At 42.6% G+C, this 26,794-nt stretch carries 19 protein-coding genes and 3 pseudogenes; 19 read left to right on the forward strand and 3 right to left on the reverse strand.

From position 1 onward, the window contains the following. Positions 1-98: 98 nt before the first annotated feature. Positions 99-1,481, reverse strand: coding sequence for a flavin monoamine oxidase family protein (locus BO48_RS13795; RefSeq protein WP_496368243.1), 1,383 nt, complete (start codon positions 1,479-1,481; stop codon positions 99-101). A gap of 352 nt (positions 1,482-1,833) precedes the next feature. Between BO48_RS13795 and BO48_RS13800 the strand changes: the two genes are divergently transcribed. The 5 genes from BO48_RS13800 to ltrA all read left to right on the forward strand — a co-directional run bounded on the left by BO48_RS13800 (position 1,834) and on the right by ltrA (position 8,279). Next, on the forward strand, positions 1,834-2,694 hold the full coding sequence (locus tag BO48_RS13800; RefSeq protein WP_496368245.1) for a MurR/RpiR family transcriptional regulator: 861 nt from the start codon (positions 1,834-1,836) through the stop codon (positions 2,692-2,694). A gap of 163 nt (positions 2,695-2,857) precedes the next feature. Further along, complete coding sequence (locus BO48_RS13805) at positions 2,858-3,937, forward strand: YkvI family membrane protein (protein ID WP_496368247.1); 1,080 nt, start codon at positions 2,858-2,860, stop codon at positions 3,935-3,937. Positions 3,938-4,043: 106 nt separating this feature from the next. Then, positions 4,044-5,534, forward strand: a complete 1,491-nt coding sequence (locus BO48_RS13810; protein ID WP_496368249.1) for an aldehyde dehydrogenase family protein — start codon at positions 4,044-4,046, stop codon at positions 5,532-5,534. A gap of 19 nt (positions 5,535-5,553) precedes the next feature. Beyond that, a complete protein-coding gene (dapA, locus tag BO48_RS13815) occupies positions 5,554-6,438 on the forward strand; it encodes a 4-hydroxy-tetrahydrodipicolinate synthase (protein WP_496368251.1) in 885 nt (294 codons plus the stop codon). A 554-nt stretch (positions 6,439-6,992) separates the two neighbouring features. Next, positions 6,993-8,279 (forward strand): group II intron reverse transcriptase/maturase, encoded by a 1,287-nt coding sequence (ltrA, locus tag BO48_RS13820; protein ID WP_496368278.1) that lies wholly within the window; start codon positions 6,993-6,995, stop codon positions 8,277-8,279. A gap of 94 nt (positions 8,280-8,373) precedes the next feature. On the opposite strand, the gene BO48_RS13825 is transcribed toward ltrA, so the two are convergent. Beyond that, positions 8,374-9,120, reverse strand: a complete 747-nt coding sequence (locus BO48_RS13825) for an SDR family NAD(P)-dependent oxidoreductase (protein WP_496368253.1) — start codon at positions 9,118-9,120, stop codon at positions 8,374-8,376. Between the two features lie 205 nt (positions 9,121-9,325). Here BO48_RS13825 and BO48_RS13830 point away from each other — a divergent pair, with 205 nt between their 5' ends. From BO48_RS13830 to BO48_RS13850, 5 genes and pseudogenes are all read left to right on the forward strand, one after another. Beyond that, entirely contained in the window at positions 9,326-9,556 is a 231-nt protein-coding gene (locus BO48_RS13830; protein WP_496368255.1) for a hypothetical protein, read from the forward strand. Positions 9,557-9,607: 51 nt separating this feature from the next. After that, complete coding sequence (locus tag BO48_RS13835; protein WP_496368257.1) at positions 9,608-9,838, forward strand: hypothetical protein; 231 nt, start codon at positions 9,608-9,610, stop codon at positions 9,836-9,838. A 416-nt stretch (positions 9,839-10,254) separates the two neighbouring features. Continuing rightward, entirely contained in the window at positions 10,255-11,934 is a 1,680-nt protein-coding gene (locus BO48_RS13840) for a M20/M25/M40 family metallo-hydrolase (RefSeq protein WP_496368259.1), read from the forward strand. Between the two features lie 192 nt (positions 11,935-12,126). After that, positions 12,127-12,750: an NAD(P)H-binding protein gene (locus BO48_RS13845; protein ID WP_496368261.1), complete on the forward strand. Its 624-nt coding sequence runs from the start codon at positions 12,127-12,129 to the stop codon at positions 12,748-12,750. 37 nt (positions 12,751-12,787) lie between these two features. Further along, a pseudogene (locus tag BO48_RS13850) lies at positions 12,788-14,383 on the forward strand (FMN-binding glutamate synthase family protein). A 147-nt stretch (positions 14,384-14,530) separates the two neighbouring features. Here BO48_RS13850 and BO48_RS13855 read toward each other — a convergent pair. Further along, a pseudogene (locus BO48_RS13855) lies at positions 14,531-15,154 on the reverse strand (DUF1028 domain-containing protein). 201 nt (positions 15,155-15,355) lie between these two features. Between BO48_RS13855 and BO48_RS13860 the strand changes: the two are divergent. The 9 genes and pseudogenes from BO48_RS13860 to BO48_RS13900 all read left to right on the forward strand — a co-directional run. Further along, a complete protein-coding gene (locus BO48_RS13860) occupies positions 15,356-16,339 on the forward strand; it encodes a LacI family DNA-binding transcriptional regulator (RefSeq protein ID WP_496368263.1) in 984 nt (327 codons plus the stop codon). Positions 16,340-16,522: 183 nt separating this feature from the next. Continuing rightward, positions 16,523-16,957 (forward strand): hypothetical protein, encoded by a 435-nt coding sequence (locus BO48_RS13865; RefSeq protein WP_496368265.1) that lies wholly within the window; start codon positions 16,523-16,525, stop codon positions 16,955-16,957. Between the two features lie 100 nt (positions 16,958-17,057). Continuing rightward, positions 17,058-18,545 carry a sodium:solute symporter family protein gene (locus tag BO48_RS13870; RefSeq protein ID WP_496368267.1) on the forward strand — a complete coding sequence of 496 codons (1,488 nt, stop codon included), beginning with the start codon at positions 17,058-17,060 and terminating at the stop codon, positions 18,543-18,545. 21 nt (positions 18,546-18,566) lie between these two features. Further along, a complete protein-coding gene (locus BO48_RS13875; protein ID WP_496368270.1) occupies positions 18,567-19,724 on the forward strand; it encodes an iron-containing alcohol dehydrogenase in 1,158 nt (385 codons plus the stop codon). Positions 19,725-19,744: 20 nt separating this feature from the next. Further along, positions 19,745-21,022: a histidinol dehydrogenase gene (hisD, locus tag BO48_RS13880; RefSeq protein WP_496368272.1), complete on the forward strand. Its 1,278-nt coding sequence runs from the start codon at positions 19,745-19,747 to the stop codon at positions 21,020-21,022. Positions 21,023-21,197: 175 nt separating this feature from the next. Further along, the gene (locus tag BO48_RS13885) at positions 21,198-21,974 is read left to right on the forward strand and encodes an SDR family NAD(P)-dependent oxidoreductase (protein ID WP_496368274.1); all 777 of its coding nucleotides are present in this window, start codon (positions 21,198-21,200) and stop codon (positions 21,972-21,974) included. A gap of 175 nt (positions 21,975-22,149) precedes the next feature. Beyond that, positions 22,150-24,942 carry a type I restriction endonuclease subunit R gene (locus BO48_RS13890; protein ID WP_496368276.1) on the forward strand — a complete coding sequence of 931 codons (2,793 nt, stop codon included), beginning with the start codon at positions 22,150-22,152 and terminating at the stop codon, positions 24,940-24,942. A gap of 66 nt (positions 24,943-25,008) precedes the next feature. Further along, complete coding sequence (locus tag BO48_RS13895) at positions 25,009-26,601, forward strand: type I restriction-modification system subunit M (RefSeq protein ID WP_496368280.1); 1,593 nt, start codon at positions 25,009-25,011, stop codon at positions 26,599-26,601. Beyond that, positions 26,598-26,794: pseudogene (locus BO48_RS13900) on the forward strand (restriction endonuclease subunit S); the annotation flags it as partial. The gene BO48_RS13895 and the pseudogene BO48_RS13900, both read left to right, overlap by 4 nt.

Raw genomic sequence — 26,794 nt, forward strand, 5'->3', positions numbered from 1 at the left:
TTTATAAGGTTTGTGCCCTTATTCGTATACCAGTAAACTACTCAAAATGAACAAACTAAAAGGCTGCAGAAGGTTATTCTACAGCCGATAGTAGTGTATTATCTTACATTAAATAGATTTTTGCGTTGTACAGAAGTATCTTTATGGTTTAAGTGGCTGTTGATATGCTGTGCAGCTGTAAATCCAGTCTGGATTGCAGTTTCTGTATAAAGCGTGCCTAAATAGTCACCGGCCAGGAACAATCTTTTATCCGGCTGTGTGAGTGCAGATTGAATATCAGCCCGTCCCGGATAAATATATGCTGAACCGTACGGGAATTTTTCAACATGTGCTTCAACAACATACTTGCTGAAATTAGGGAATATGGAATCCAAGTCTTTAAGGTAGATATCAATAATTTCTTCTTCAGTTTTATCGAGCAATGCTTTGCCACGTCCAGCAGGAGAGAATGTCATAAATGAACTTCCAGGTTTTCTTCTTTTGTTTTGTGCATGAATCAGGTTTGAACAATGTATCAGTATATCAAAAGATTTTTTAGGTGTTGCAAAAGAATATACTTCGTCCCATGGTTGCGGAGTAGTCTCATCAGTCAGGAAAGCAGCACTGACATGTGGTCCGTATTTCACTTGATCGAGTGCAGCTGAGATCTTTTCATCCAAGTTAACAGCAATTTCTTTAGTAATTGGCGCAGGTGTGGTCAAGACTGCATATTTGGCCTTTTCCTGATATTCGACACCATCCTGTACATATGTGACCTCGACGTGATCCTCATACTGCAGCACTTCTTTCACTTCACAACTCAGCTGTACACTTTTTTCCAGTATTGACGCTATAGTGTCCGTCAGAGTGGAAGGTCCGCCTAAAACATTTCTGGATAAACCAGAGCCCTTATCCCAGATTGTATGGAAATATCCGACTCCAGCACCTGCTGATATTTGTTCAGGATCTCCAGTTGAACGGCTAACTGTCGGTCTAAAGATGGCATCAGCATCTTCCGGTAATTCACCTGTAAAATCTGAAAAAGTTTTATGATTCATGAAGTCAAGAATGCGCTGCTGCCAAGTATTATAATCTTCATGGGGTTTCTTTTTCGCCGCTTTGCCGTATCTTAGAACACTGGCTTTCACTTTTGCACCTGCTTTTACAAGTGCAAGTCTTGCCTCCCATGACATGGGTACGCGGAATGGATATGATTCAACAGGGCCGCTTTTCAGTAATTTACCATTGAGAGACATTGCTGTCAGTATACCTGGTACAGGGAGTGAGGAGATACCCACGGATTTGAACAGCTCATTTGTTGCAGATCCTTCACCTGCATAAACATGACCGCCCCAATTCAACCAGTAGTCTCCTCTTCGTTCTGATTTTACTCTTCCACCAATGCGATTCTCAGACTCCAACAATAAAATATCGTGATGCTTCAGGCGCCATGCTGCTGATAAACCGGCAAGACCGCCACCAACTATAATTACATCTTTCATTAATACACCTCATTTTCAAAATTAATTTCAATTAAAACGTTTACAAATCAACTAGTACTGACTGCGTGAAGGTATAATGCCATTGGATAGCTCTTTATGTCAGAGTGAATTTATACGATTTATTATATTGGATGCGTTTTCATCCCTTGATAAAAAAATAAATCGTTACTAATACAAAATTATTAAATAATTGAAAATATCTCTAACTTACGAATACATTATCACTAAAATGAATATATGTAAACCATAATAATTTAAAGGGATTATTTATGTTCAAAATATACTATCAGATTTTGTCACAAACTATGTTAAGTTATTACTAAGATATTTATCATCTGAAGGGACGAATTGTATGAATAAAGATTCTAAGAAACCTTTGAAGAAAAGAATTATTGAAGTTAAAGATGAACTGCCAAAAAAGCAAAAGGAATTGTGTGATTTCATACTTAAGAATTTTTCCAGTCTCGGTTTGGCTACGATAAAAGATCTTTCGGAGCAGGCGGGAGTTGGAATATCTACCGTAATGAGAACAATCAAAGCTCTGGACTATGATAACTTTAATGATTTCAGAAGAGCTATTTATGAAGATGCAATACCTGGAGAATCAAAATGGACATTGAAGAATTCCATAGACACTTTCTCTGGAGATAAGAACAGTGTAGTAAAAGTGTGGGGAGAGAGCGTAAAGCTGCTTGAAAGCTCCTTGAATGAAGAGTTCTTGATAAGTTTTGATAATGCAATGGAGTACATCAATAATGCCGAATCTATCAATATTTTTGGATCAAGACCTTATAAATCTGCCGCAACTTATATGAATCAGGTGTTGGGTGAGTTTAACAGTCATGTCAGATTATTAGATAATGATGCTGAGACATTATTTGATAAAATACTTCATATTGAAAAAGGAGAGCTATTAATAATATTTGCTTTTGAGCCATACACTAACTTGGTCGTCAATGCCGTTAAAGAAGCATACGAACAAGGGGCCGATATTATATTAATTACAGATTTTGATTCAAACCCAATCATTAAAGAGGCGGTTGTTGTCATTAAACTTTTAATTAATCAAAAACATTTTACGATTTTACCCATCATTGCACTTATTGACGCGATGATTTTGTCCGCCGGCCAACATTCAAGTGAAGAATCACTTGAGCAGATGAAATTACTTGAGGAGACATTGATAAAAAATAATATACTCTATCATTCTTGATAATCAGCGTTTCCAATGCAAACACAGCATTGGAACTTTTTTATCTGAATTTACCTAAACTATTTTGAATATAAATAATCCCTTTTTTAATATTGTGGTTTACAATATTCCCTTATGATGCTAATCTGTTTATGAAAGCGAATACAGAGAAGGGGAAGTGATATTGAAATTGAGCAAAGTTAACAGAACATCCATCACTTTTGCATTTGCGTACATCAGTTTCATAGTAGGAGCAGGTTTTTCAACAGGTCAGGAAATTTTGCAGTTTTTTGCCAACCACGGAATATGGGGGTATGCAACAGCAGCTACAGCTGGGCTGTTAATTACACTGGTTGGGATGCAGATTTCAAAACTCGGTTTCATATTGGGATCGGAAGATTATGCTTTATCTTTAAACCAGTTGTTTGGTACAAGAATTGGAAAGGTTTTTGATTACTTACTGACCTTCTTTTTCTACGGACTGTCGGTAATTATGATTGCCGGAACAGGTTCGGCATTTTATGACGGTTTTGGTCTACCTCCATGGGTAGGAGTATTATTTACAGTCATTCTTTTATTCATAGTACTGCAGTTTGATTTTACTTCTGTCGCAAAGATACTTGGAATCATCACACCGTTTTTGATTGTTGCAGTGTTCATCATTGCAGGTTTGAGTATTTTGTCCCCTAATGTACCTTTAAGTGAAGTCGATCAGCATACTGACATTAATAGAACTCCAAGTGGCTTATGGGTGTGGGATGCCATCACTTATGCCGGACTTGTCATAGCAAACAGCTTTGGATATCTGGTCATCATGGGCGCAGCAAGTAAAAATCAGATGATATCGAAAAGAGGAATCATGTTTGGTGGTCTGATTTTCACGGTATTACTTCTTCTGATGACTGCGGGCTTGATAGCAAACCTGCAAATTGCGAATCAGGCGGACATGCCAACGTTACTGATGGCGAATGAAGTACATCCAAGTTTAAGAGTATTAATGACAGTAATTATGGTAGGTGTCATGTTCAATAGTGTCATCGGCGTACTGTATCCGTTTCTGACGCGCTTTACAAAATCCTATTCGATGAAATATCGTGTAATGCTTGGGGTGTCATTGTTATTGGCATTTGTTCTAAGTTTCATAGGATTTGTTGATTTGGTCAACTTCTTCTATCCAATATTTGGATATATCGGTATTTTTATCTCTCTTGCATTTTTAGTTTTATGGATTAGAGCGAAATATTATGGAAAAAGAATACAATAACAATCTGCTGTAAGATTTGTTGAGAATTAATATCTTAAATATAAAAGTATTCGCTTGGGAGAGTTCAGTTTTTGATATCAGAATATTCTTTAAAGGAGGAATAGGAATGAGTATTGAGGTTTTGAATTTAAAACCTAAAGTTGAAGAATTTTTGAAAGGGACAATAGGACTTTATGTAGATGGTGAGTATAAAAGCGCCATTGACGGTGAAACATTTGACGTGATCAACCCGGCAACAGAAGAAAAATTCGCAGAAGTTTATAAAGGAAAAGCAAATGATGTGGAAGTTGCTGTCAAGGCAGCGAGAGAAGCTTTTGATAATGGTGAGTGGACAGATATGGAAGCTCACACAAGAATGCAGCTGATCAATAATTTTGCATCTCTTTTGAAAGAGAACCGAGAAGAGCTTGCACAGCTGGAAACCATAGACAATGGCAAGCCTTATGAAGCGGCGCTCACGGATGATGTCGACGGCACAATCCAGCAATTTGAATACTATGCGGGGTTTGCCACGAAAATCACGGGTAAAACGACTGAAGTTTCATCGGATTATTTAAACTACACTTTACATGAGCCTGTAGGAGTAGTCGGACAGATCATCCCTTGGAACTTCCCGCTGCTCATGGCTTCATGGAAACTTGGTTCAGCACTTGCAGTCGGCTGTACGGTCGTCATCAAGCCGGCATCGGAAACACCGTTATCATTATTATATATAGGGAAATTGTTCAAAGAAGCCGGTTTTCCGGACGGGGTCGTAAATATTGTTCCCGGTTCAGGCAGTGATGCCGGTGAGGCAATCATCAAGCATCAGAATGTCGATAAAGTTTCGTTCACAGGTTCCACAGAAGTTGGGAAAAATGTAATGAGACAGGCGGCGGAACAGGTGAAAAGTATCACTTTGGAACTCGGCGGAAAATCTCCGGGTATCATTTTGAAGGATGCGGATCTCGAAGAGACGATTGACGGCACACTGTCAGGAACGATGTACAATCATGGCCAGAACTGCAGTGCTGTCACAAGAATCTATGTCCAGAGAGAGATTTACGAAGAAGTGATCCAGGGTCTCAAGGAAAGGGCGGAAAAGATCAAGCTCGGCCCGGGCATGGATAAGGATACAGATATGGGGCCACTGGTTTCCAAAAAACAGCAGCAGACCGTACTGGATTACATTGAGAAGGGCAAAGAAGAAGGTGCCAGACTCATCACGGGCGGAACCGCACCGTTTGACAAAGGCTACTTTGTAGAACCGACAATTTTTGCTGATGTGGAAGATGATATGACGATCGCAAGAGAAGAGATTTTCGGTCCGGTCATGGCAGTGATGCCTTTTGACGATGTGGAAGAAGCCATCACCAGGGCGAATGACAGTGATTATGGTCTGGCAGCAAGCGTATGGACACAAAATATAAAGTTGGGCCATTATATTACGAAAAAACTGGAAGCAGGCACCGTCTGGATCAACGACGTGGGGCTGGAGTTGGAAACAATGCCGTTCGGCGGCTATAAACAATCCGGCATCGGCCGTGAAATGGGCGGAGAATACGGATTGGAAAATTACACGGAAGTCAAAAGTGTCTACGTCAATATAAAACAATAAAATGCTGAGGAGAATGAATATGTTTAAACCTTATGGTATGATTCCGGCTTTACCTACACCGATGAAAAACGGTGGAGTGATAGACTACGATGGTTTGGAAAAAGTGATTAACCATGTCATAGACCACGGTGTCCACGGCGTATTGGTCGGCGGCAGCAACGGTGAGTATTCATTGATGACTCTGGAAGAGAGAAAAGAAGTCATTAAATTTGTCACAGATAAAACAGACGACCGGGTGCCTGTTATGGCAGGTACAGGATGTCATAGGGAAGAGGATACCATCGAACTGACGCAATATGCGGCGGAAGTCGGTGTAAAGAGTGCCCTCGTCATCAATCCTTATTATATGGTCATCCGTGATGAAGATATTTACAATTACTACAAAAGAGTCGCAGAAAGTACCGATATCAGCATCATCATCTACAATTATCCGGATGCGACAGGTGTCATGCTCGAGCCTGAACTGATTGACAGAATCGGCAGGATTGAAAATGTGACTGGCATCAAGAACACCACTGACGGTGTTCATACTTCGAAACTGCTTCAACTGACTGAAGACAACCCGGATTTCAACGTATTGACAGGGTTTGAAGATCTCATCGTTCCGACGCTGGCACTCGGCGGCGAGGGCGCGATCGGTGTGGTACACAACCTGGCACCGGACAAAGTCGTTAAACTGTATGATCTGATTGTCAACGACAACAATATCAAAGAGGCGACCGAACTCAATAAAAAACTGCAGCCCCTTTATAACCTTGTTGAAGAAGAAGTCATCCCGGGCACTGTGAAAGCAGGACTGGAAGGACTCGGGCTGCCGGGCGGGCCGAGCAGAGCACCGCTGCCTGAGGCGTCGGACGAGTTCAAGAAGAAAATTAAAGACTATCTCGGAAAACTTAACAGTTAGTTTCATAAAGAAATGCCTGCATCGGCTTAAATAAGCGATGCAGGCATTTTTTCGGTGCGCCCGGCATGGGTGACAACTTGGTGGTGAAAGTCCACTACAGTCTTGGCAGTAGGAACTGTTAGCTGACGGCAAGGGTGTCCATCGTGAGGTGGAATCTGAAGGAAGCCTGAGGCAAACACTCGCACTGACGGACAGAAACTTCATAACAAGGCTGACTTGGCGCGGACGAGCTAACCGAACATAGTAAAGTCCAATACTGCCCAGACGCCATACAGTAAATGAAGCAGTGACATGAGTGGAAGGTTGTCAGTCTTACCCGGGGAGGTCTCACAGGCGGCAGATGCCGTAGTAACAACGAACTGTGAGAAGTCAGCCGAGGTCGTAGTAGGTTGAATACCGAAGGACCGAACAATATTCATACAAAGTATAGAATGGAGGTTAACGATTCACGATGATTACAGAAAACAACATGGGTTGGCAGACTGCGGAGAGATAGGGCAGCACCCGAAGGGTATGCAGATGCGTATAGTGAATCGGTAGGTGAAATGAAAGAAATGTATCGTGAGTCCGCATCACTGATGCGGCAAGTTGTCAGTCATGACAATTTAATCAAAGCCATTCAAGCCGTCCGGCGCAACAAAGGGGCGCCGGGTATCGACGGCATGGGTGTGGACGAAGTGGAAAGCCATATGGTCGCCCACTACGGCCCTTTGAAAGAAAAACTGCTCAACGGGACGTATCAGCCACAACCCGTCAAGCGGGTGGAAATACCGAAAGCCAATGGCGGTGTGCGCAAACTCGGCATCCCAGTGGTCCGGGACCGTGTCATCCAACAAGCGATCCGACAGGTCATCGAACCCATCATCGATCCGCAGTTTATGCCGAACAGCCACGGTTTCCGACCCAAACGGAGTACCCACACGGCACTCAAACAGTGTGCCGCGCACTATGCGGCCGGGTATCGTGTCGTCGTGGACTGTGACTTGAAACAATGCTTTGATACATTGAACCATGACAAGCTCATGCATCACTTTGAGCAATTCATTCAAGACAAAGCCATCTCATCCTTTATCCGTAAATGCCTGCGGAGTGATGTGATTGAACTATCCGGCGACTTCGTAGACAGTCATACCGGTGCCCCACAAGGGGGCGTGATATCGCCGCTGCTCAGTAACATTTATCTTCACGAATTGGATAAGGAACTGATAAAGCGCGGGCACCGGTTCGTCCGGTACGCTGATGATTTCGTGATATTCGTGAAATCCAGACGGGCGGGCGACCGTGTGCTGAAGAGTGTGACCCACTTCATTGAGAAGGATTTAAAACTGACAGTCAATGCCGACAAGAGTCAAGTGGGGTCACCGGCGCGTTTAAAGTTTTTGAGTTGTCTGATGATGAAAGTGGGTGGGGTCTATCGTTTCAGACCCGCCAACACAGCCAAGCGCAAATTCAAAGCGACACTGAAGCGCTTGACCAAACGCAGTCGTCCGGGGACTTTCCGACAGATTGTCAAAGAGATTAACCAAGTGACACGGGGTTGGATTAATTATTTCGGACAGGGGTTCATCAAAGGTTTCATAGAAGATATTGAACCCTGGCTGCGCCGCCGTATCAGGCAACTCATTCTCAAACGGTGGAAACAACCGAAAACGAAAATCAGAATGCTCGAACGGTATGGCTTGGACGCTGACGGTGCCAGACGCATTGCGTATTCGCGCAAAAAGTACTGGCACCTATCCAAAACAGAAGAAGTCCATCATGTGTTGACAACAAAGAGACTCCGCCAATGGGGTTTAGCGCCGCTAAACCAATTGGCAGAGTCTGCTTACGCAAGGTATTGAACCGCCCAGTACGGAGCCGTACGCTGGGTGGTGTGAGAGGACGGGAGTCACTCACTCCCTCCTACTCGATTACTGCGTCTCCGGCAGAATTTTTCTATTCATCAGAAGTCCCAAGCGTCATTCCGCCGTCAACGACAATTTCCGCACCTGTACAGTAATCACTGTCATCGGAAGCAAGAAATGCAACAGTCTTCGCGATATCCACCGGTTTGCCGATACGGCCGAGCGGGACTGAATCGTAGTAGGAAAGAAGTTCTTCATTGTCGGGCATCATCCCTGTGTCGATTGCACCCGGATGGACCATATTTACACGGATACCATGCGGCCCCAATTCGACAGCAGCAGCTTTCGACATTGCAACCACGGCTGATTTGGTGGCAGCATACGCAGAAGATCTGCTGATCGGTGCAAATGATGAAATGGAAACGTTGTTGATGATGGAACCTTTCCGCTGTTTTTCCATGTAGGGGATGACAGCCTGCATGCCCATGAATACCCCGAGTTGATTCACATTGATCAATTGCTGATAGTCCTCAAGCGACACCTCTTTGAACGACTGCCTTTTGAAAGCGCCGGCATTATTGACCAATACATCGATTCTTCCGAACTGATCGATGATTTTACCGGCAGCGGACTGCCAATCACTTTCTTTCGTGACATCCAATTGAACAGGAAAAGCGTGATCTTTTCCAATGATGTCAGCTGTTTCTTCTGCATCATCATAATTGCGCGCACCGATACCGACGATGGCGCCGGAGGACGCAAGATGTTCAGCGATTGCCCTGCCCTGGCCGCGGTTCGCCCCGGTCACAAGCACAATCTGGTTGTTTAAGTCTGGCATATGTACACCTCTTGTAAGTTATTGTTTATCCAGTTATTACTTCCTTTTTTAATGTATCATATAATCAGGCAGATAAGAATTGTCTGATATTTTCTGAGACGGAGAAATAGACCGCTTAAAAATATATAATGTGAATCATTAATCATTGCAGTATATTGCCGGTCATAATTTCATAATTGATAAATTTAGATTGGCGGTGTTCTTTTTGAGTAGATTAATTGATAGGAAAAGCTTTTCAATAAAAGATTCAGGTTCGATACTGGCATTTGAAACAGCAGGCAGCGGCCATTGGGCTGAATGGGATCGATATCTTACCATAGATGATCAAAGAGCGTTTCTTATAGGAAATATATGTGGAACATGTGAATTTTTCTTTGAGCGGTTGGATGGTGTGAGTCAAGGTGTTTCACCGAGAGAAGTCAGTACGGCATTATAAAATAGCGTTTCAAAACTGGATGTTGATCTGGTTTCGAAGGCGTCATCCATATTGCCGGAAGGTGATTATGAAGTGTCACTGTTAGAACTGAAAACGAAGTTGATTGAACCCGGCACAGATGAAGATTACTTCACTAATGAACAAGTTCATGTATGGGGAATAGATTCATTTGTGGGATTGCCGCATCATCCTAAAGTCAAATATTACCGCTGTTTGGAAAAGGAACTGAACAGCAAATCGAAACTGTTTGAGTTCGTTGTACCGACCTTCCCGGTGAGTTGACTGGATGATGACACCATAGATAAGTATAGATCACCAATATCAGATGACAGAAAACCTACCGCACTGTGCTTATCTGTCCTCGATATAAAAGAACCTTCTGACTATGGGAATCATGTAGACCATCCCGAACATTGGTGTCTGAAGCATTATATCGTGGACGGGCATCACAAAGTTTTCTCTGCTTCTTTGTTGGAGCAATCGATCACTATGCTGTCTTTTCTTGCAAAAGGAGAGGGTATTTCCAATGATGAAGATATAGAGGCGCTGTTCAGAAATTTGTAGGTGGAAAGCTGCCAGGCCATAGTAAAATAAAGTCATCATCTTCAGTTTGCATATAAACGTCTGAATGATGGTGTGCAAAGTATGATCGAAGTTATGGTACATAAACATTAGAATATAAAGGGAGTATATTTAGTATGAAAGAGAAAATGAACAGACTCGACTGCCGTGAGGACATTCTGGATATTACGAAAAAGCTCGTCGGCATCAAAAGCGAAGTCAATACGAACGGGGAAATAGCGGCTGCAGAAGCGATATACAATATGCTTGAAGCTCATCCTTATTTTAAAGAAAATCCATCTCAGCTTGTGATGCCCCGGACAATCAATGATGAGCGTGAACGGTACAATGTCATGGCCTATGTCAAAGGAACAAAAGGTGAGAGCAAACGAACGGTAGTGCTGATGGGCCACATGGATACGGTCGGTGTGGATGATTTCGGGGCGAACCAGGCGCTGGCATTCAAGCCGGATGAATGGAAGGCCCATTTGACTGGTGAAAAGCTGACGGAAGCGGTTCAGGCCCAGGTCGACTCTGATGACTGGATGTTCGGCCGTGGTGTATTGGATATGAAGAGCGGGACAGCAAGTAACATTTACCTGCTGACACATTATGCATCCAATCCGGAACTGCTCGATGGTAACATTGTTTTCATAGCGGAGTGTGATGAAGAAGACGGTTCACATGGAATTTTATCCGCTCTGAAGACATTGAAGCGTTGGCGGGAGGAAGAAGACTTTGAATATGTCGGAGCCGTCAATGCGGATTTCGTCGCACCGGCATACGCGGGGGATGACAACCGTTACATATATAAAGGCACGGTAGGCAAACTTTTACCTTCATTCTTTATCACAGGTGAGGAAACGCATGTCGGCTCAGCTTTCGACGGACTTGATCCGAACTTCATCGCAGCGGAACTGACACGTCAGATCAGCTATAATCCGGACCTGTCGGATATGGCACTTGGGGAGGCGACGCTGCCGCCGGTTTCACTTAAGCAGACGGACCTGAAACCGAACTATACTGTACAGACAGCGTTATCTGCGTATGTCTACTACAACTTTTTCGTTCATTCCTGGTCGCCTGAGAAGGTGCTGGAGCTGTTGAAGGCGCAGGCACATATTGCTTTCAGTAATGCATTGGACACTTTCCGCACACGTTACGGGAAGTACAGTGAGTTGAGTGGCGGGGAAGTGCGAGAGAAAGACTGGCAACCGAGGGTCTTCACATATGATGAGATGAATGACTTGCTTGAACAGACTCACGGGGAAAGTTACACAGATCATATGAATGCATTCAAAGCAGAACTTGAGCAGGATGAAAGCCTTGATTCGCGTATGCTCGCAGCACGAGTGGTGGAAGAGGCCTGGGACTTCATGCCGGACAAACATCCGGCAATCATCGTCTTTTATTCTTCATTGTATTCACCGCGGGTTGCACTGGCAGGTGAGGATGTGAATGAACGCAGACTGATGGATGCATTGGACAGTGCGATAGAAGCGGTGCAGCCGGAGTATGACTATCCCATTGTTGCGAAAAATTTCTTCCCGCATATATCAGATATGAGCTTTGTGGCGATGAGTGATGATATGTCGGAAATCGATGATATGATTCGCAATACACCTTCATGGGGGAAGAAACTGTTTGTTGAGTACCAGGATGTCGCAGATCTGAATATTCCGGTTATCAATATTGGTCCATACGGAATGGACGGTCATAAGAGACTGGAGCGGATGGAGATGACCTACTCGCTCGAAATGGTGCCGAATCTGACGAATATCGTTTTGAATAAAGTGCTTGAAGCGGAAGAAGAATGAAAATAAAGATCACATGCTCAGCGTGGGGTCTTTATTTATTAAAACTCATGCGATTGAAGAATGAACTATAAAGGATGCTTCCGCATGAGACACATGTTTTTTATTTTTAGCCTCTGTTAAATGTTTATGGATGTGTTTCAACAGCACCGAATAGGGAACTTACAAAATAAACGGAGCAGGGGGAGGAAAAATATGAAAGTATTTGTTTATGGTGGCAGCGAGATACTGGGCGAGCATATTTTAAAGCGGCTGGATAAAAAAGGACATGAAGCAGTGACGGTTGTTCAGACTGACAACAGGGCGGAAGCGCTGGAGCAACTGGGTAATGTTGAAGTGATCATTGACGGAGATGACAGTTTTACGAGGGCGCTCGAGGATGCCGATGCCATCATCTATATCGCGAGTGCGAGCCCCGGGACTGGAGAAGATCAGGATGCCCTGGTCGATGCCGATGCGGTGATGGAATCACTCGAAGAAGCACAGCAGCAGAGAATAGAACGCATCGTCTATTTGAGTCCGGTCCGTCTGGATGAATCCGATGAATCAAAGAAAACCGGCGGAAAGGATAAACCGGAAGAATGGATCAAGGCGAGCGATTTTGTCTATACGGTCATCCGGACGGTGAAACGGGTCAGCATGCCGGGACACGGAAAGGTCAAAGTGACGGATGCGCCGGGTGAAGACGAGGATGAGATATCTTTTGAAGATGTGGCTGCGGTTCTGGTGGAAGTACTGGACAGTGAAAATACATTCAGAAAAGCTTTTGGGGTGACAACAGGAAAGAACGATATAAAAGAAGTGTTGGATGCTTTGTAAATATCAGTAAAGACTTAAAATGGAAGGAAGGGATTTTATGGGTAAATTTTCGGATTATCTACCATCGGCGATGATTGGCACTGCACTGGCTACACCGCTTGTTTATCTTGGATATATATATCAAAAAGACAATCGTCAGAACCAACATGCGATTTTGCGGAATTTCCCGCTGCTCGGACGGGTCAGATATATTTCCGAGCATGTCGGACCGGAACTCAGGCAGTATCTGTTTTCGGAGGATGATGAAGGCGAACCGTTTTCAAGATTGGAGTTCCAGAGTGTGGTCAAGGCGGGGAAGTATAACCAGCGGCTGGTCGGCTTCGGCTCCGACAAGGATTTTGAAGAAGAAGGGTATTTCATCCGGAACAACATGTTTCCTAAGCTTTTGACCGAAATGCGGGTCGACAATATAGATAAGACCGATACTTACAAATACGTCATCGATAATGACGGACTGTTCTCCCGGAAGGAGCATCGCGAAGAAGACCAGGCGGATCCGTATTATTTGCTGGATGATGATGCCATCGTTCTCGGGAAGGATACATGCCGGGAACCATTTCACCTTAAAGGTCAGGTCGGCATGTCCGGCATGAGTTACGGTGCACTCGGGGAGCGAGCAATCACGGCACTCTCAAGAGGTCTCGAGCTTGCCGGCGCCACATGGATGAACACCGGAGAAGGCGGCATATCCGATCATCATCTGGCTGGTGATGCGGATTTAATGATGCAGATCGGGCCGGGACTATTCGGGGTCCGTACGCCTGCTGGTGAGTTCTCCTGGGAAGCATTCAGGGAAAAAGCGGCAATAGATCAGGTGAAGGCTTTTGAAGTCAAACTGGCCCAGGGTGCAAAGACCCGCGGGGGCCATCTTGAAGGAAAGAAAGTCACAGAGGAGATTGCGAAGATACGGCTGATTGAGCCCGGCAAGACGGTGAACAGTCCGAACCGTTTCGTCGAGTACGACTCCTTCCCGAAACTCTTTGATTTCATCGAAGAACTCCGTGAAGTCGGCGGCTAGCCCGTGGGGATGAAAATCGTGGTCGGTGATATCGATGGTGTGGAAGAGATGGCGCAGGTCATGAAGGATTCAGGCAAAGCCCCGGACTTCATCACAATCGACGGCGGTGAAGGCGGAACGGGCGCAACGTATCAGGAACTTGCAGATTCCGTCGGCCTCCCGATCTTGACCGCTCTGCCGATCGTCGATGAAGTGCTCCGAGAGTACGGCGTCCGGGATCGGGTCAAACTGATCGCATCCGGCAAACTCATCACACCGGACAAGGCATCGATTGCGCTCGCAATGGGGGCTGACCTCATCAATATCGCACGCGGTTTCATGATCAGCGTCGGCTGCATCATGGCGGAAGTGTGCCATACGAATACGTGCCCGGTCGGTGTTGCGACGACGGATGAGAAACTGCAGGAGGGTCTCATCATTGATGAAAAGCTCTTCCGAGTCTCCAACTACGTGATATCCCTCCGCGAAGGGCTCTTCAATGTTGCAGCCGCTGCCGGTGTGGATTCGCCGACGAAACTGGAACGGAAGCACATCCTTTATAAAGACGGTAAAGGGCGCATTGAAGCGGTGGAAAACATGCTTGAGAAGCTTCAGAGGAATAAGGGTGATGAATAAAGAAATATGAATGAATAAAGAGGTGTCCTGTCAAGGGCACCTCTTTCAGCATTCCAAAAAATATTGAGTTTTAAGCTTCATACTCCTTTGGATGAAGCTTCCGCCGGGGTTCTCCTTCGTCGGCATCACTGAGAGCATTGGGAAGAGCTACTCTTTCGCCACCTCATATACACACCCAAGTTCCACGATAGGATTTTCGTGGCCGCCCACCCTCAGGTCGACTAAGGGGTATTCTTCCCTGTCATATACTTGGAGTGCTGCCGACTGCTTCCCACGCTTGTCTCCTTCCGCTTTCTCTCAGGCACCGAGTGCGCGTTGCAGCCGTTCCGAAAATTCCAGGTCGCTATTGGTTTCGAAAGCGTCTTTCATATCCGGGAGGGTCTCCTCATTGACCTGCATGTTGCAGGCCACGAAAAATCCGGCCCCTTCGAAGTGGTTGTAGTAGCCATCGCATTGATTCCCGGAGAATGGAGCGGTGCCGCCGTCTTTATCGACGATTGCAAACTGCCTGCGCTCGAGGTTGACTTCTTCAGCTATGATTTTCTCTTTCGCTTCCTGTCCCGTCGTGCCTACAGACATATATTCCAGGCCGCGGTTGCCAATATACGGATTGACGAATGATTGGGTGGCAACCGCGCCCACGACCGATTTGACGAACGGGCAGAGCATGACGATCGCCGTCAGTTTCGTGGAGACTGCCACGCCGAGCTTTCCTCTCCGAGTACAACGTGCAGTGATTGAAAATGTATTGAATTTAATCATATTGATCATATTCCCTTTATTTATGATGTGGTACTTTCATAACTCATTTTTACTATATCAATGATGTGTTGACATATATGAGTTGAATAATAATCGGATATGCATGTCTAATAGATGAAATGCTTTAAAAATCTTGATTTCTATTGACAGAATCCTCAGATAATGGTTAAATTTATTTTGTAAGCGCTTTTATATTTTATGAGGTGAACTATGATATCTTCAAATGATGTTGCGAGAAAGGCTGGGGTCTCCCAGTCAACTGTATCAAGAGTGATAAATAATCCCGAGACTGTTTCCAAGCTGAAGAGAGAAAAAGTGGAAAAAGTCATGAGGGAATTGAACTACAGGCCCAACTCGGTTGCGAGGTCCTTGATCAGTAACAAGACCAACCAGATTTCCTTGATTTCCGGAACATTGAATAATCCATTCTTTGTCGAATCCACCAGAAATATCATCAGTGCTGCATATAAAAAAGGCTTTACCGTAAATGTCTTTTTTGAAGAGGACTTCAGCAAAGCCAATTTATATGAGACCGTATTCAGCCAAAAAACGGAAGGTATCATCCTTTCATCGATGTTTTTTGAAAGTGAGTATTTTAATGAATTAGTGAAATTGAATATTCCATATGTAATGTTCAATAGAAAGCATGTCAAAGGGGGAAATTACGTAGAGATTGACAACTGGCAGGCAGGTTATCTGGGTGCAGAACATTTGATAAACAAAGGGCACAAAAATATACATTTCTTCTCGGGAGAACTGGAAAAGTCAACATTCCAAGGCAGGTACCAGGGTTTTTCAAAAGCGATGGAGGATTTCGGTATTCCATGCACTGATGAGACCATGTCCATTACAAAGCAGACCCCTGAAGCAATAGTGGTGGAGCTGGAAAGAGTATTAGCATCAAGAAATCCAAGTGCCATCTTTGCATCAACCGATATGATCGCATTAATTTTAATGGATGAACTGCAAAAAAGGGGTTATCGTATTCCGGAAGATATATCTTTAATTGGAGTCGATAATACAGAGGCTTTAAGACACAGCTCTTTGAACCTGACCTCCATCGGGCCGGATGAGGAGAATCATTTGAGTACAATTGCAGTGGAGCAATTATTCAAACTAATTGATGAAAAAAAGGGACAGACTTTCCAGAAAACATTGCCTTGTAAGTTGTATGAGCGCCGCACTGTCATTTAGATTTTTTTGAATACGTATTCAAATCAGCTTTTAAAATTAGAGGTGACAAAAATCACGGGAAGGATGAAGTGAAGGAATCTGACTGTCATCTTCGTTTATTGAATACGTACCTAAAAATATTATTGAATCGCTCCAGCTGACGTCAGACAGAGGTTTTACGAATAAAGAGGATAGGACTATAAAATGACAAACACTAAATTCAATTTACCCGTAATGATTTCTGAATGGCAGGTCAGATTCAGGCCGCTACCATTCATGAAAAAGAGAGGAACAAGGCATTATTTGGCAACAAATTTGATGGAAACTTCCACGTCGTTCACCAATGAAAATATGTATCAATATAAAAAACAGAGATACGATTATACACTTCCGATCTGTACAGAATATGATATTGATGAATATGGGACAGATATGCTAAGAAATTATTATATCCATAAGAAGAAAAGCTGGAGTTTTCCGGAGATAGAAAAAGTGGATGAATATATCGTCTATTTACCTTATCAAATTGAAGAACACGAAGATAAAATATTTCTTTTGGAAGAGATGACGGGCTTGAGAAGGAAAATAAAAAGAAGTGATAAAATTTATGAAACTTTAAGAGGGGATGGATGCAGATGACTTTCCTATATATCATCGCAGCAGTCAATATTGTAACCTGGGTCACCATGTATTTGATTATATTTAAAACACCACTTTTAAATGACAAGGGGGATAAATGATGGGAGATATTGTTTTTTGGTCATGGGTACTTTTAGGTGTATTTGTCGTCATGATGCTGGTCTTCGGGGTCGTGGGGATGAGAAGGACGCACGATAATGAAGATTTCGCCACAGCGAGATCAAGCTATGGTCCAGTCACCATCGCATTGGTCATCAGTGCCGGAATCGCAAGTGGATCGACTTTTATGGGGATGCCAGGTCTTGCGTTTGACTTGGGAGCACCTTCATTATGGTATCCGTTGCTATATCCTGTAGCTACAGTATTCGGGATGTTGTTTTTCGCGAAAGCAATCAAGGAATACGGGGATACACTCGGTACAAGGACTATTCCTGAATTCATAGGGAACCGTTATAACAGCAACTTTTTAAGATTGATCTTAGCAATTATATCCATATTATTGATATTCTACGTCATTTCGCAACTTGTGGCGGCGGCTACCATGTTCCAGATTATGATGGGTGTGGATTATAGGGTCGGTATCATCATAACGATTGTAGTCATAGGTACATATGTATTTATGGGTGGATCGCATTCTGACATCATGACTGATGCTGTGCAAGGCATGTTGATGGTCATGATTGCACTCATCGTGGTCATTTGCTTTGCGTTAGGAGTCGGCGTACAGGGCGGTTTCAGCGGTATGATAGAAACCATTACAGAAAGAAGACCGGAAGGGCACTTTGGCCAGTTATTCATTCCGGGGGATGAAACATACGGTTCGATTTGGCTAGTGCTCCTTCTGCTGATTGCACATATACCTTTTGCGATTCAACCCCATCTGGGGAACAAATTCATGGCAGTTAAATCAGGCAAGGATATGAAGAAACTACTGATGTGGACAACAATGTTTGCCACGATACTTCCACTGATGGGTCTCGGGGGCATGCTTGCGATAGCTGTGCTGCCTGGTGATATTGATATAAGACCGGATGCAGTCATCCCGACATTATTCAGTGAGTTATTCCCGCCATTCATAGCAGCTTTTCTTGCAATAGCTGTACTATCGGCTGTAATGTCCACTTCCGACGGCCTGGTTGTATCATTAACACAAATCCTTGCCAATGATATCTTCCGACTTTCCATAGTACCAAGATTGAACATGGCAAAGGAAAAAGCGGAAAGGATTGAACTCAATATCAGCAGGATTGCTACACCGGTCGTCCTGATTGTTGCAGGCATCGTTGCGTGGAATCCGCCTCAATATTTATCCATATTCATGTGGATTGGTATAGGCGGCATTGTCTCATCCACAGCTGGGGCACTCGTCATCGGTTCTTTATGGAAGCGCGCGAATAAACTTTCAGCCACGATTTCATTGTTGGTGGGGACTCTCGCTTACTGGATCCTCTATTTGCCTTTCGGTTTCGATGTGTCCAATCCATTCGCAGCAGCAGGTATGGGGGTCATCATTTCTATGGTTACAATGGTCATCTCAGTATTGATCACCACCCGTAAAGGTGAAGATAATCTGGCAGAAGTTAAGTGAATTAAAAAAGGGAGTGATTAAATGCAATTCGTTTCACCGAAATTTATAAACTACGGTTCCGGCTCGACGGACGAGATAGATAAAATTTTAAAGAAGCTTAAAATCAAGAAAGTTTACCTGCTTTGTGATCCTATTCTGAAAGAAATCAAAGCGGTGGAAAGAGTGACGAAAATTCTTGAGGATAACAATGTTGAATATACGATATCAACAAACGTGATGGCTGAGCCTTCGGTTGAAAAGGGGGATGAAATAGTCGAAGAAGTGAGGGATGATCAGCCCAATCTGATTATTGGCTTGGGCGGGGGTAGCACATTGGACCTCGCCAAGGCAGCCTCATTGATTGCGCCTCAGAAAGGGTCGATCGGAAATTATTTGAACCTCACAGGCGACATGACACTGAGTGAAGTGAAAATACCTAATATTTTAATGCCTTCCACCTCAGGTACGGGGGCGGAAGTGACGGACATTGCCGTCTTCTCGACAGGGGACAGCAAGGATGCGATCACTGACCCGCTGATGATCGCCGATTACGCAGTCGTCGATCCGTTCTACTCTTACTCGGTACCGCCTAAAGTCGCCGCAGCAAGCGGAGTAGATGCTTTTACACATGCCATAGAGTCATATACTTCAACGGATGCAACTCCTGTAACCGAAATGATGGCAGTTGAAGCCATGGAGAAGATTTACCATAACATCAGGGAGGCTGTCTGGGATAAGAATAACTTTGCCGCCAAAGATGAACTTTCACTAGGCAGCATGCTTGCAGGCATGAGCTTCTACAACGCCGGAGTCGGCGGTGTCCATGCACTGGCTTATCCGCTCGGTGGGAACTTCAAGATTCCGCATGGTGAATCCAATGCCGTCTTGCTCCCATATGTGTATGAAGAGATATTGAAGTCATGCAGCAATAAACTGGCTAAGTTGGCACCGATTTTCAGTATTGACACAGTGGGTAAAAACAACGTTGAAATCTCTGAAGAAATCACTGACAAACTATTCGACATGGTGAAAGAAGTGGGGTTACCTGAAAACCTGCAGCATTACCGCATCACTTCTGGGGATATAGGGCTTCTCACTGAAAATGCCTTGAAGCAGACGCGCCTGCTGGCGAAAAGTCCTCTGGAACTGAAAGAAGCTGAGATTAAAAGAATATATACCAATGCCATGAATGGAAGATAATCAAATTTAGGGGTGTGGAAATGAAAATACTAAAAAAAAGCAAAGCAGTCGATGACATAAAGAGTGACGATGAGAAGACTTCACAAATAGTGAGCGACACGATTAAGAACATCGAGGCTAATGGTGATGCGGCAATCCGTGAATTATCTACAAAGTTTGATGATTGGGGTCCTGATTCTTTCCGTCTTACCGCTGAACAGATTGAGGAGATTGTGAGTAATATCCCGGAACAGACGAAAAAAGATATAGAGTTTGCACAAAAAAACATCAGGAAATTTGCCGAAGCTCAAAAGGATTCCATGAATGATATTGAAGTGGAGATGGAGACGGGAGTCATTCTTGGGCATAAAAACATCCCGGTCAACAGTGTGGGCTGCTATGTGCCGGGCGGCCGTTATCCAATGGTTGCGAGTGCGCACATGAGTGTATTGACGGCAAAAGTGGCTGGTGTCAGCAGGGTGATTGCCTGTACGCCGCCAATTAAAGGGAAGATACCTAAAGAGACGGTGTATGCAATGCACAAAGCGGGTGCGGATGAGATTTATATCCTCGGCGGCATCCAGGCGATGGCAGGCATGGCCATCGGGACTGAGACGATTGATAAAGTGGATATGATTGTTGGACCGGGTAATGCATTCGTCGCAGAAGCGAAAAGACAACTGTTTGGGAAAGTTGGAATTGATCTACTGGCAGGACCTACAGAAGTTCTGATAGTCGCTGATGAAACAAGCGATCCGGAAATGATTGCCACGGATTTATTAGGACAGTTGGAACATGGACCGACATCACCAGGTGCGTTAATCACTACATCCAAATATATTGCTGACAAAACTGTGGATGAAATTGAAAGGCAGTTAGAAACTTTAGAGACTGCCGAAGTTGCGAGAGAATCTTGGGAAGAGTACGGACAGATCATTTTAGTTGAAGACAATAAAGAAGCTTTAAAAGTTGCTGATGACTTGGCCTACGAGCATGTGGAGATATTGACGGAAGATGAAGACTACTTCCTCGAAAATATGACCAACTATGGTGCGTTGTTCGTTGGCCCGAGAACTAATGTAGCGTATGGTGACAAAGTGATTGGAACCAACCATACACTTCCGACAAAAGAAGCGGCAAAATATACAGGCGGACTGTGGGTCGGAAAGTTTATAAAAACAGTCACGTATCAAAGAATTACATCTGACGAGCAGAGTGCTCATATTGGTGAGTATGCTGAAAGACTATGTGAACTGGAGAATTTTTCTGGTCATGCAGAACAGGCAAAGTTGCGTGTCAGAAAATACGGAAAAAAATAACTTTTATAAATTAGTTACCATGTAAAAAATGTCGCTGAGAAGGAATTCTTGGTGACATTTTAATATATGAACTGATACTCGAAGTATCATATTTTTAATAGAGACTATTATAGTATTAATGTGAAAATGTAAATTATTAGATAAGTGATTAAATTTAAAATGAAGAGGGGATTTGATGAGCAGTTATAGAATTGGGAAGATATTCTCGATTGAAAATAAGAATGCAGTAATTACTGGAGCGAGTAAAGGGATAGGTAGAGAGTTTGCATTTTTACTAGCGAGTAATGGTGTGAATCTTGCTTTGGTTGCAAGAAGTTCAAAAGAACTGATTGATGTAAAAAGAGACTTGTCAAAGTTCAATGTTCAAGTTAAAGTATATTCTTTTGATTTGACAAGTTATGAAGATATACCAAAACTAGTTGATGAAATTTCGACTCATTTCAAATCAATAGATATATTAATCAATAATGCAGGCATCAATATAGCTAAACCAATCGAGGAAGTATCATTAAATGATTGGGATCGACAAATCGATATCAACCTGAAGACTATATTCTTTCTAACAAAGTATATAGGGGAATTAATGAAATCGAATCAAGAAGGAAAAATTATTAATATCAGTTCCCAGATGTCCGCGGTCGGTTATTATGACAGGTCAGTCTATGGTACATCCAAAGGCGGATTATCACAAATGACCAAAGCATTTGCGATAGAATGGAGTAAATATAATATAACTGTAAATGCAGTTGCACCGACTTTTATTGAAACCAATCTAACTAAAGAAACATTTGAAAATCAGAAGTTTAAAAACGATATATTAACTAGAATACCGCTAGGAAGAATTGCAAAAGAAAATGATTTGTTTGGAACAATCTTATTACTCTCTTCATCAGCGTCAGATATGATAACCGGTCAAACTATCTTCGTTGATGGTGGATGGACAGTATGGTAACTTTGTTTTGACCCTGTTAGACCTAAAGTTTATCACAGCAATTATTACAGGTAACTAATTACGCTGGGTTCCCAGCGTAAAATCCTAATATTATTCAATTCACATACTCTTATTTTTCAGATAAATGTAGTACAATGGAATCAACTTCCAATTTTACTGAATGGTGGGATGATATATGAGTGTCCAAAGTGAACTTGCTCTGGAAAATAAGGTGATGGATCAGCTGGAGCAGATTGGATATGAACGGTCACCTATACATAATAATGAGAGTCTGGAGAAGAACTTCAGACAAATCCTAAACGAACGTCATGCCGATAAAATGGATGGCCAGCCTCTGACTGACAGTGAATTCAAAAGACTGATGATTCAGGTCAATAATAAGAGTGTCTTCGATAGTGCAAAAATTTTGAGAGATAAGTTTGTTTTGAAACGTGATAATGAATCTGAACTGTATCTGGAGTTCTTCAACACGAAAACATGGTGTAAAAATAAATTCCAGGTGACAAATCAAATTAGTGTAGAAGACAAATATAAAGGTCGTTACGATGTGACAGTTCTGATTAATGGTTTACCGGTCATCCAGATAGAACTGAAACGTCGTGGTGTCGCAATTAACGAAGCCTTCAACCAGGTGGAACGGTATCGCAGGCACAATTTCACAGGACTGTTCAGGTACACTCAGCTGTTTGTCCTGAGCAACTATAATGACACCAGGTATTACGCAAACAACGATAAAGAAATATACAAAAGTCATATGTTCTATTGGACAGATGAAAAGAATAACCGTCTAACCAACATACATGAGTTTATAGACAGTTTTATGCTGCCGCATCAGTTATCGAAAATTGTTGGCCGTTATATGGTGGTCAACGAAACGGACAAAAATTTGATTGTACTCAGGCCGTATCAGATGTATGCGACCGAAGCGTTGATCAAGCGTGCTCTGGACACCAATAATAATGGCTATATTTGGCACACGACAGGCAGCGGTAAAACTTTAACATCATTTAAAGCGAGTCAGCTGCTGGCACAGGAAAAAGAAATAAAGAAAGTCATTTTTTTAGTGGACAGAAAAGATCTGGATACTCAGACACAGAAGGAATTTGATAAATTTGAACCTGGATCAGTTGACTATACTGACAATACAAAACATCTGTTAAAACAACTGAAAGATAAAAGCAAATCCATGATTGTAACAACAATTCAAAAGATGGCAAATGCGATAAAATCGAATGACCCTGTCATGGACCACTACAAAGAAGATAAAGTGATATTTGTCATTGATGAATGCCATCGTTCACAGTTTGGCGATATGCATATGATGATTAGAAAACATTTCCGAAATGCACAATACTTCGGCTTTACAGGTACACCAAGATTTGAAGAAAATAAAAGCCAGGATGGCCGGAGTACAGCAGATATTTTCGATAAGTGTTTACATCACTACTTAATAAAAGACGCAATCAGAGATGGAAACGTACTGGGATTCTCCATCGAATATATTAATACTTTCAAAGATGAAAGGATTCCAACTAACGAAGAGTATGTCGAAGCGATTGATACGAATGAAATCTGGATGGCAGATGACAGAGTTGATATGGTAGCAAGACATTTGTATACCATTCATGATAATAAAACAAAAAATCGTCAGTACTCTGGTATATTTGCAGCACAGAGCATCGATATGGCTATGAAGTATTATGATAAATTCTCCGAAATCAACAGCGAAGAAGGCATCAAACCTTTAAATATCGTAACGATTTTCAGTTATCAGGCGAACGAAGACATGAAAGAAGGCGATGTGAAAGAACATGCCAAAGATCAGCTCGCGAGAGTGATTGGAAATTATAACGAAAATTATAAAACCAACTTTTCACTTGAAACATATGACCAGTATTTTGATGATATCTCGAAACGTATGAAACAAGGCATACCCGGTCAGAAGATTGACTTATTGATTGTTGTTAATATGTTCCTGACAGGCTTTGACAGTAAAGTGTTGAATACATTGTATGTTGATAAAAATATGAAACACCATGATTTGATACAGGCATACTCCAGGACCAACAGAGTGGAAAAACAGACGAAGCCGTATGGTAATATCGTCAGCTACCGTGATTTAAAGAAAGAAACGGATGAAGCAATCCAACTTTTTTCACAAACTGATGATACTGATACAGTGCTCAGTAAATCTTTTGAGGAATACTTGGACGATTTCAATGCATCTCTTTATCAACTGCATACTGTCATTTCACATCCATCAGAGGTCCAAACCCTGGAAGATGAAGAAGAAATCAAAGCATACATTGTTGCTTACAGAGGGTTGGGAAGAGCATTATTAAAACTTAAAACATTTGAAGATTTCGAGTTTACTAAAGAACTACTGGGTATTTCCGAACAGGCTTACGAAGATTATAAAGGCCAATATATGGATCTTTATGATCGGTATATCAGAGGGGACAGAGAAGGCAAGAAAGTTTCTGTAATTGATGACATCGATTTCGAGATAGAATTGATCAGGAATGATATGGTGAATGTGAGCTATATACTCAGACTTCTTGGTAATATTGAGCTCGAAGACAAGAAAAAGCAAGAGCAGGAACGTGAACAAATTAAACTTATGCTTGAACGGGCGGATGATGAAAATTTACGTCTTAAAGCTGAACTTATTCAGGAATTCCTTGATGAAGTGCTTCCGACATTGGATAAAAATGCGAATGTTGAAAAGATATACTTAGACTTTGAGGAAAACAAAAAATTACAGGAATTTAACGAGTTTGCTAAGAATGAACAATATCCTTTAAAACAGTTGCAGGAACTCTATACAGAGTATGACTATTCTGGCCAACTTTATCGTAAGGACATTGAAAAAGGCGTTACAGGCGGACTTTTAATGAAACGCAAAAAGGTTAATAAAATTTATGATTTTGTAAAAGATGTGTCACGCAAATTTGGATTAGTGGAATAGACTCAAGTGGTGCAACAGCATCACTTGATGTTTTTATGCTTATAAACAGGAGGAATATTTTAGATGATGACAGTAACGGAGAAACAGCGTCAGCAACAATCTGAACTGCACAAAAGATTATGGGATATCGCAAATGATCTCAGAGGCAACATGGATGCGAGCGAGTTCAGAAACTACATATTAGGATTGATTTTCTACAGGTTCTTATCTGAAAAAACGGAAGATGTTGTAGAGAATTTACTAAAAGAAGATGAAGTGACATACAAAGAAGCTTGGGAAGACGAAGAATATAAAGAAGCACTGCAGGATGAACTGACAACCCGCATCGGTTTTGTGGTTGAACCGAAGTATCTTTTTAGCAGAATGATTGAAGAAATTGAACAGAATGAATTTGATATTGAAAAGCTTTCAGAAGCAATTTCTTCTGTGGAAGCATCTACATTAGGCGAGGCAAGTGAAGATGATTTCAACCATTTATTCGATGATATGGACCTGACATCATCAAGGCTGGGGAATAACGTTTCTGCCAGAACTAAATTAATTTCCAAAGTGATGTTAAACCTCTCAACACTACCATTCGTCCATAGTGATCTCGAAATTGATATGCTGGGTGATGCTTACGAGTACATGATTGGGCAATTCGCGGCCACAGCAGGTAAGAAAGCGGGAGAGTTCTATACCCCGCAGCAGGTTTCCAAGATTCTTGCGGAGATTGTGACAACAGATAAATCAAATTTGAGGAATGTCTATGACCCGACGTGTGGATCCGGTTCACTATTACTACGTGTAGGTAAGCATGCGAATGTAAGACATTTTTATGGTCAGGAGTATAACAGCACTACGTATAACCTGGCCCGAATGAACATGTTATTACATGATGTGAATTATAAAGCATTTTCTATTGAAAATGCAGATACTCTTGAAGAACCCGCATTTGGTGACATGAAATTTGAAGCGGTTGTGGCCAATCCGCCGTACAGTGCGAAATGGAGTTCTGATCCATCATTTCATGATGATGAACGTTTCAGTGGTTATGGAAAATTAGCACCGAAATCAAAAGCGGATTTTGCATTCATTCAGCACATGGTGCATTATCTCGATGATAATGGCACGATGGCTGTTGTTCTGCCCCATGGTGTACTATTCAGAGGCGCAGGGGAGGGGATAATCCGTAAGTACTTGATTGAACAGAAAAACTATCTGGATGCGGTGATTGGGCTTCCAGCGAATATTTTCTTCGGGACAAGTATCCCAACGACTATTTTAGTGTTCAAAAAATCAAGATCTGCTGATGATATACTATTCATCGATGCATCGCAGTCATTTGAGAAAGGCAAAAATCAAAACCATCTGACTGATGATGATGTTAAAAAAATTGTTGAGACGTATAGAAATCGTGAAGAAATTGAAAAGTACAGCCATGTAGCAGATATGGAAGAAATTGAAGAGAATGAGTACAACTTAAATATACCTCGATATGTTGACACTTTTGAAGAAGAAGAGCCAGTGGACGTCAAAGCACTTCATGAAGAAATTAAAACTATCAATAAGGAGATAGAAGAAACGGAAGCAGAGCTGCTGAAAATGCTGGATGATCTTGAAGGTGACGAAGATGGTATGGCGCTCATTGAAGCGACGAAAGAGGTGTTACGTCGATGAGTAAAGAAGAAAAGAGGGTGCCAGAACTCCGGTTTAAAGGCTTTCATGATGATTGGGAACAGCGTAAGTTGGGAGAACTCTCTGAAATAGTGAGAGGGGCTTCACCTCGTCCTATTAAAGATAAGAGATGGTTTGATCAAAATTCAGATGTTGGGTGGCTTAGAATAAGTGATGTAACCGCACAGAATGGAAA

It is taken from the genome of Lacicoccus kunmingensis DSM 17847, assembly GCF_059568765.1.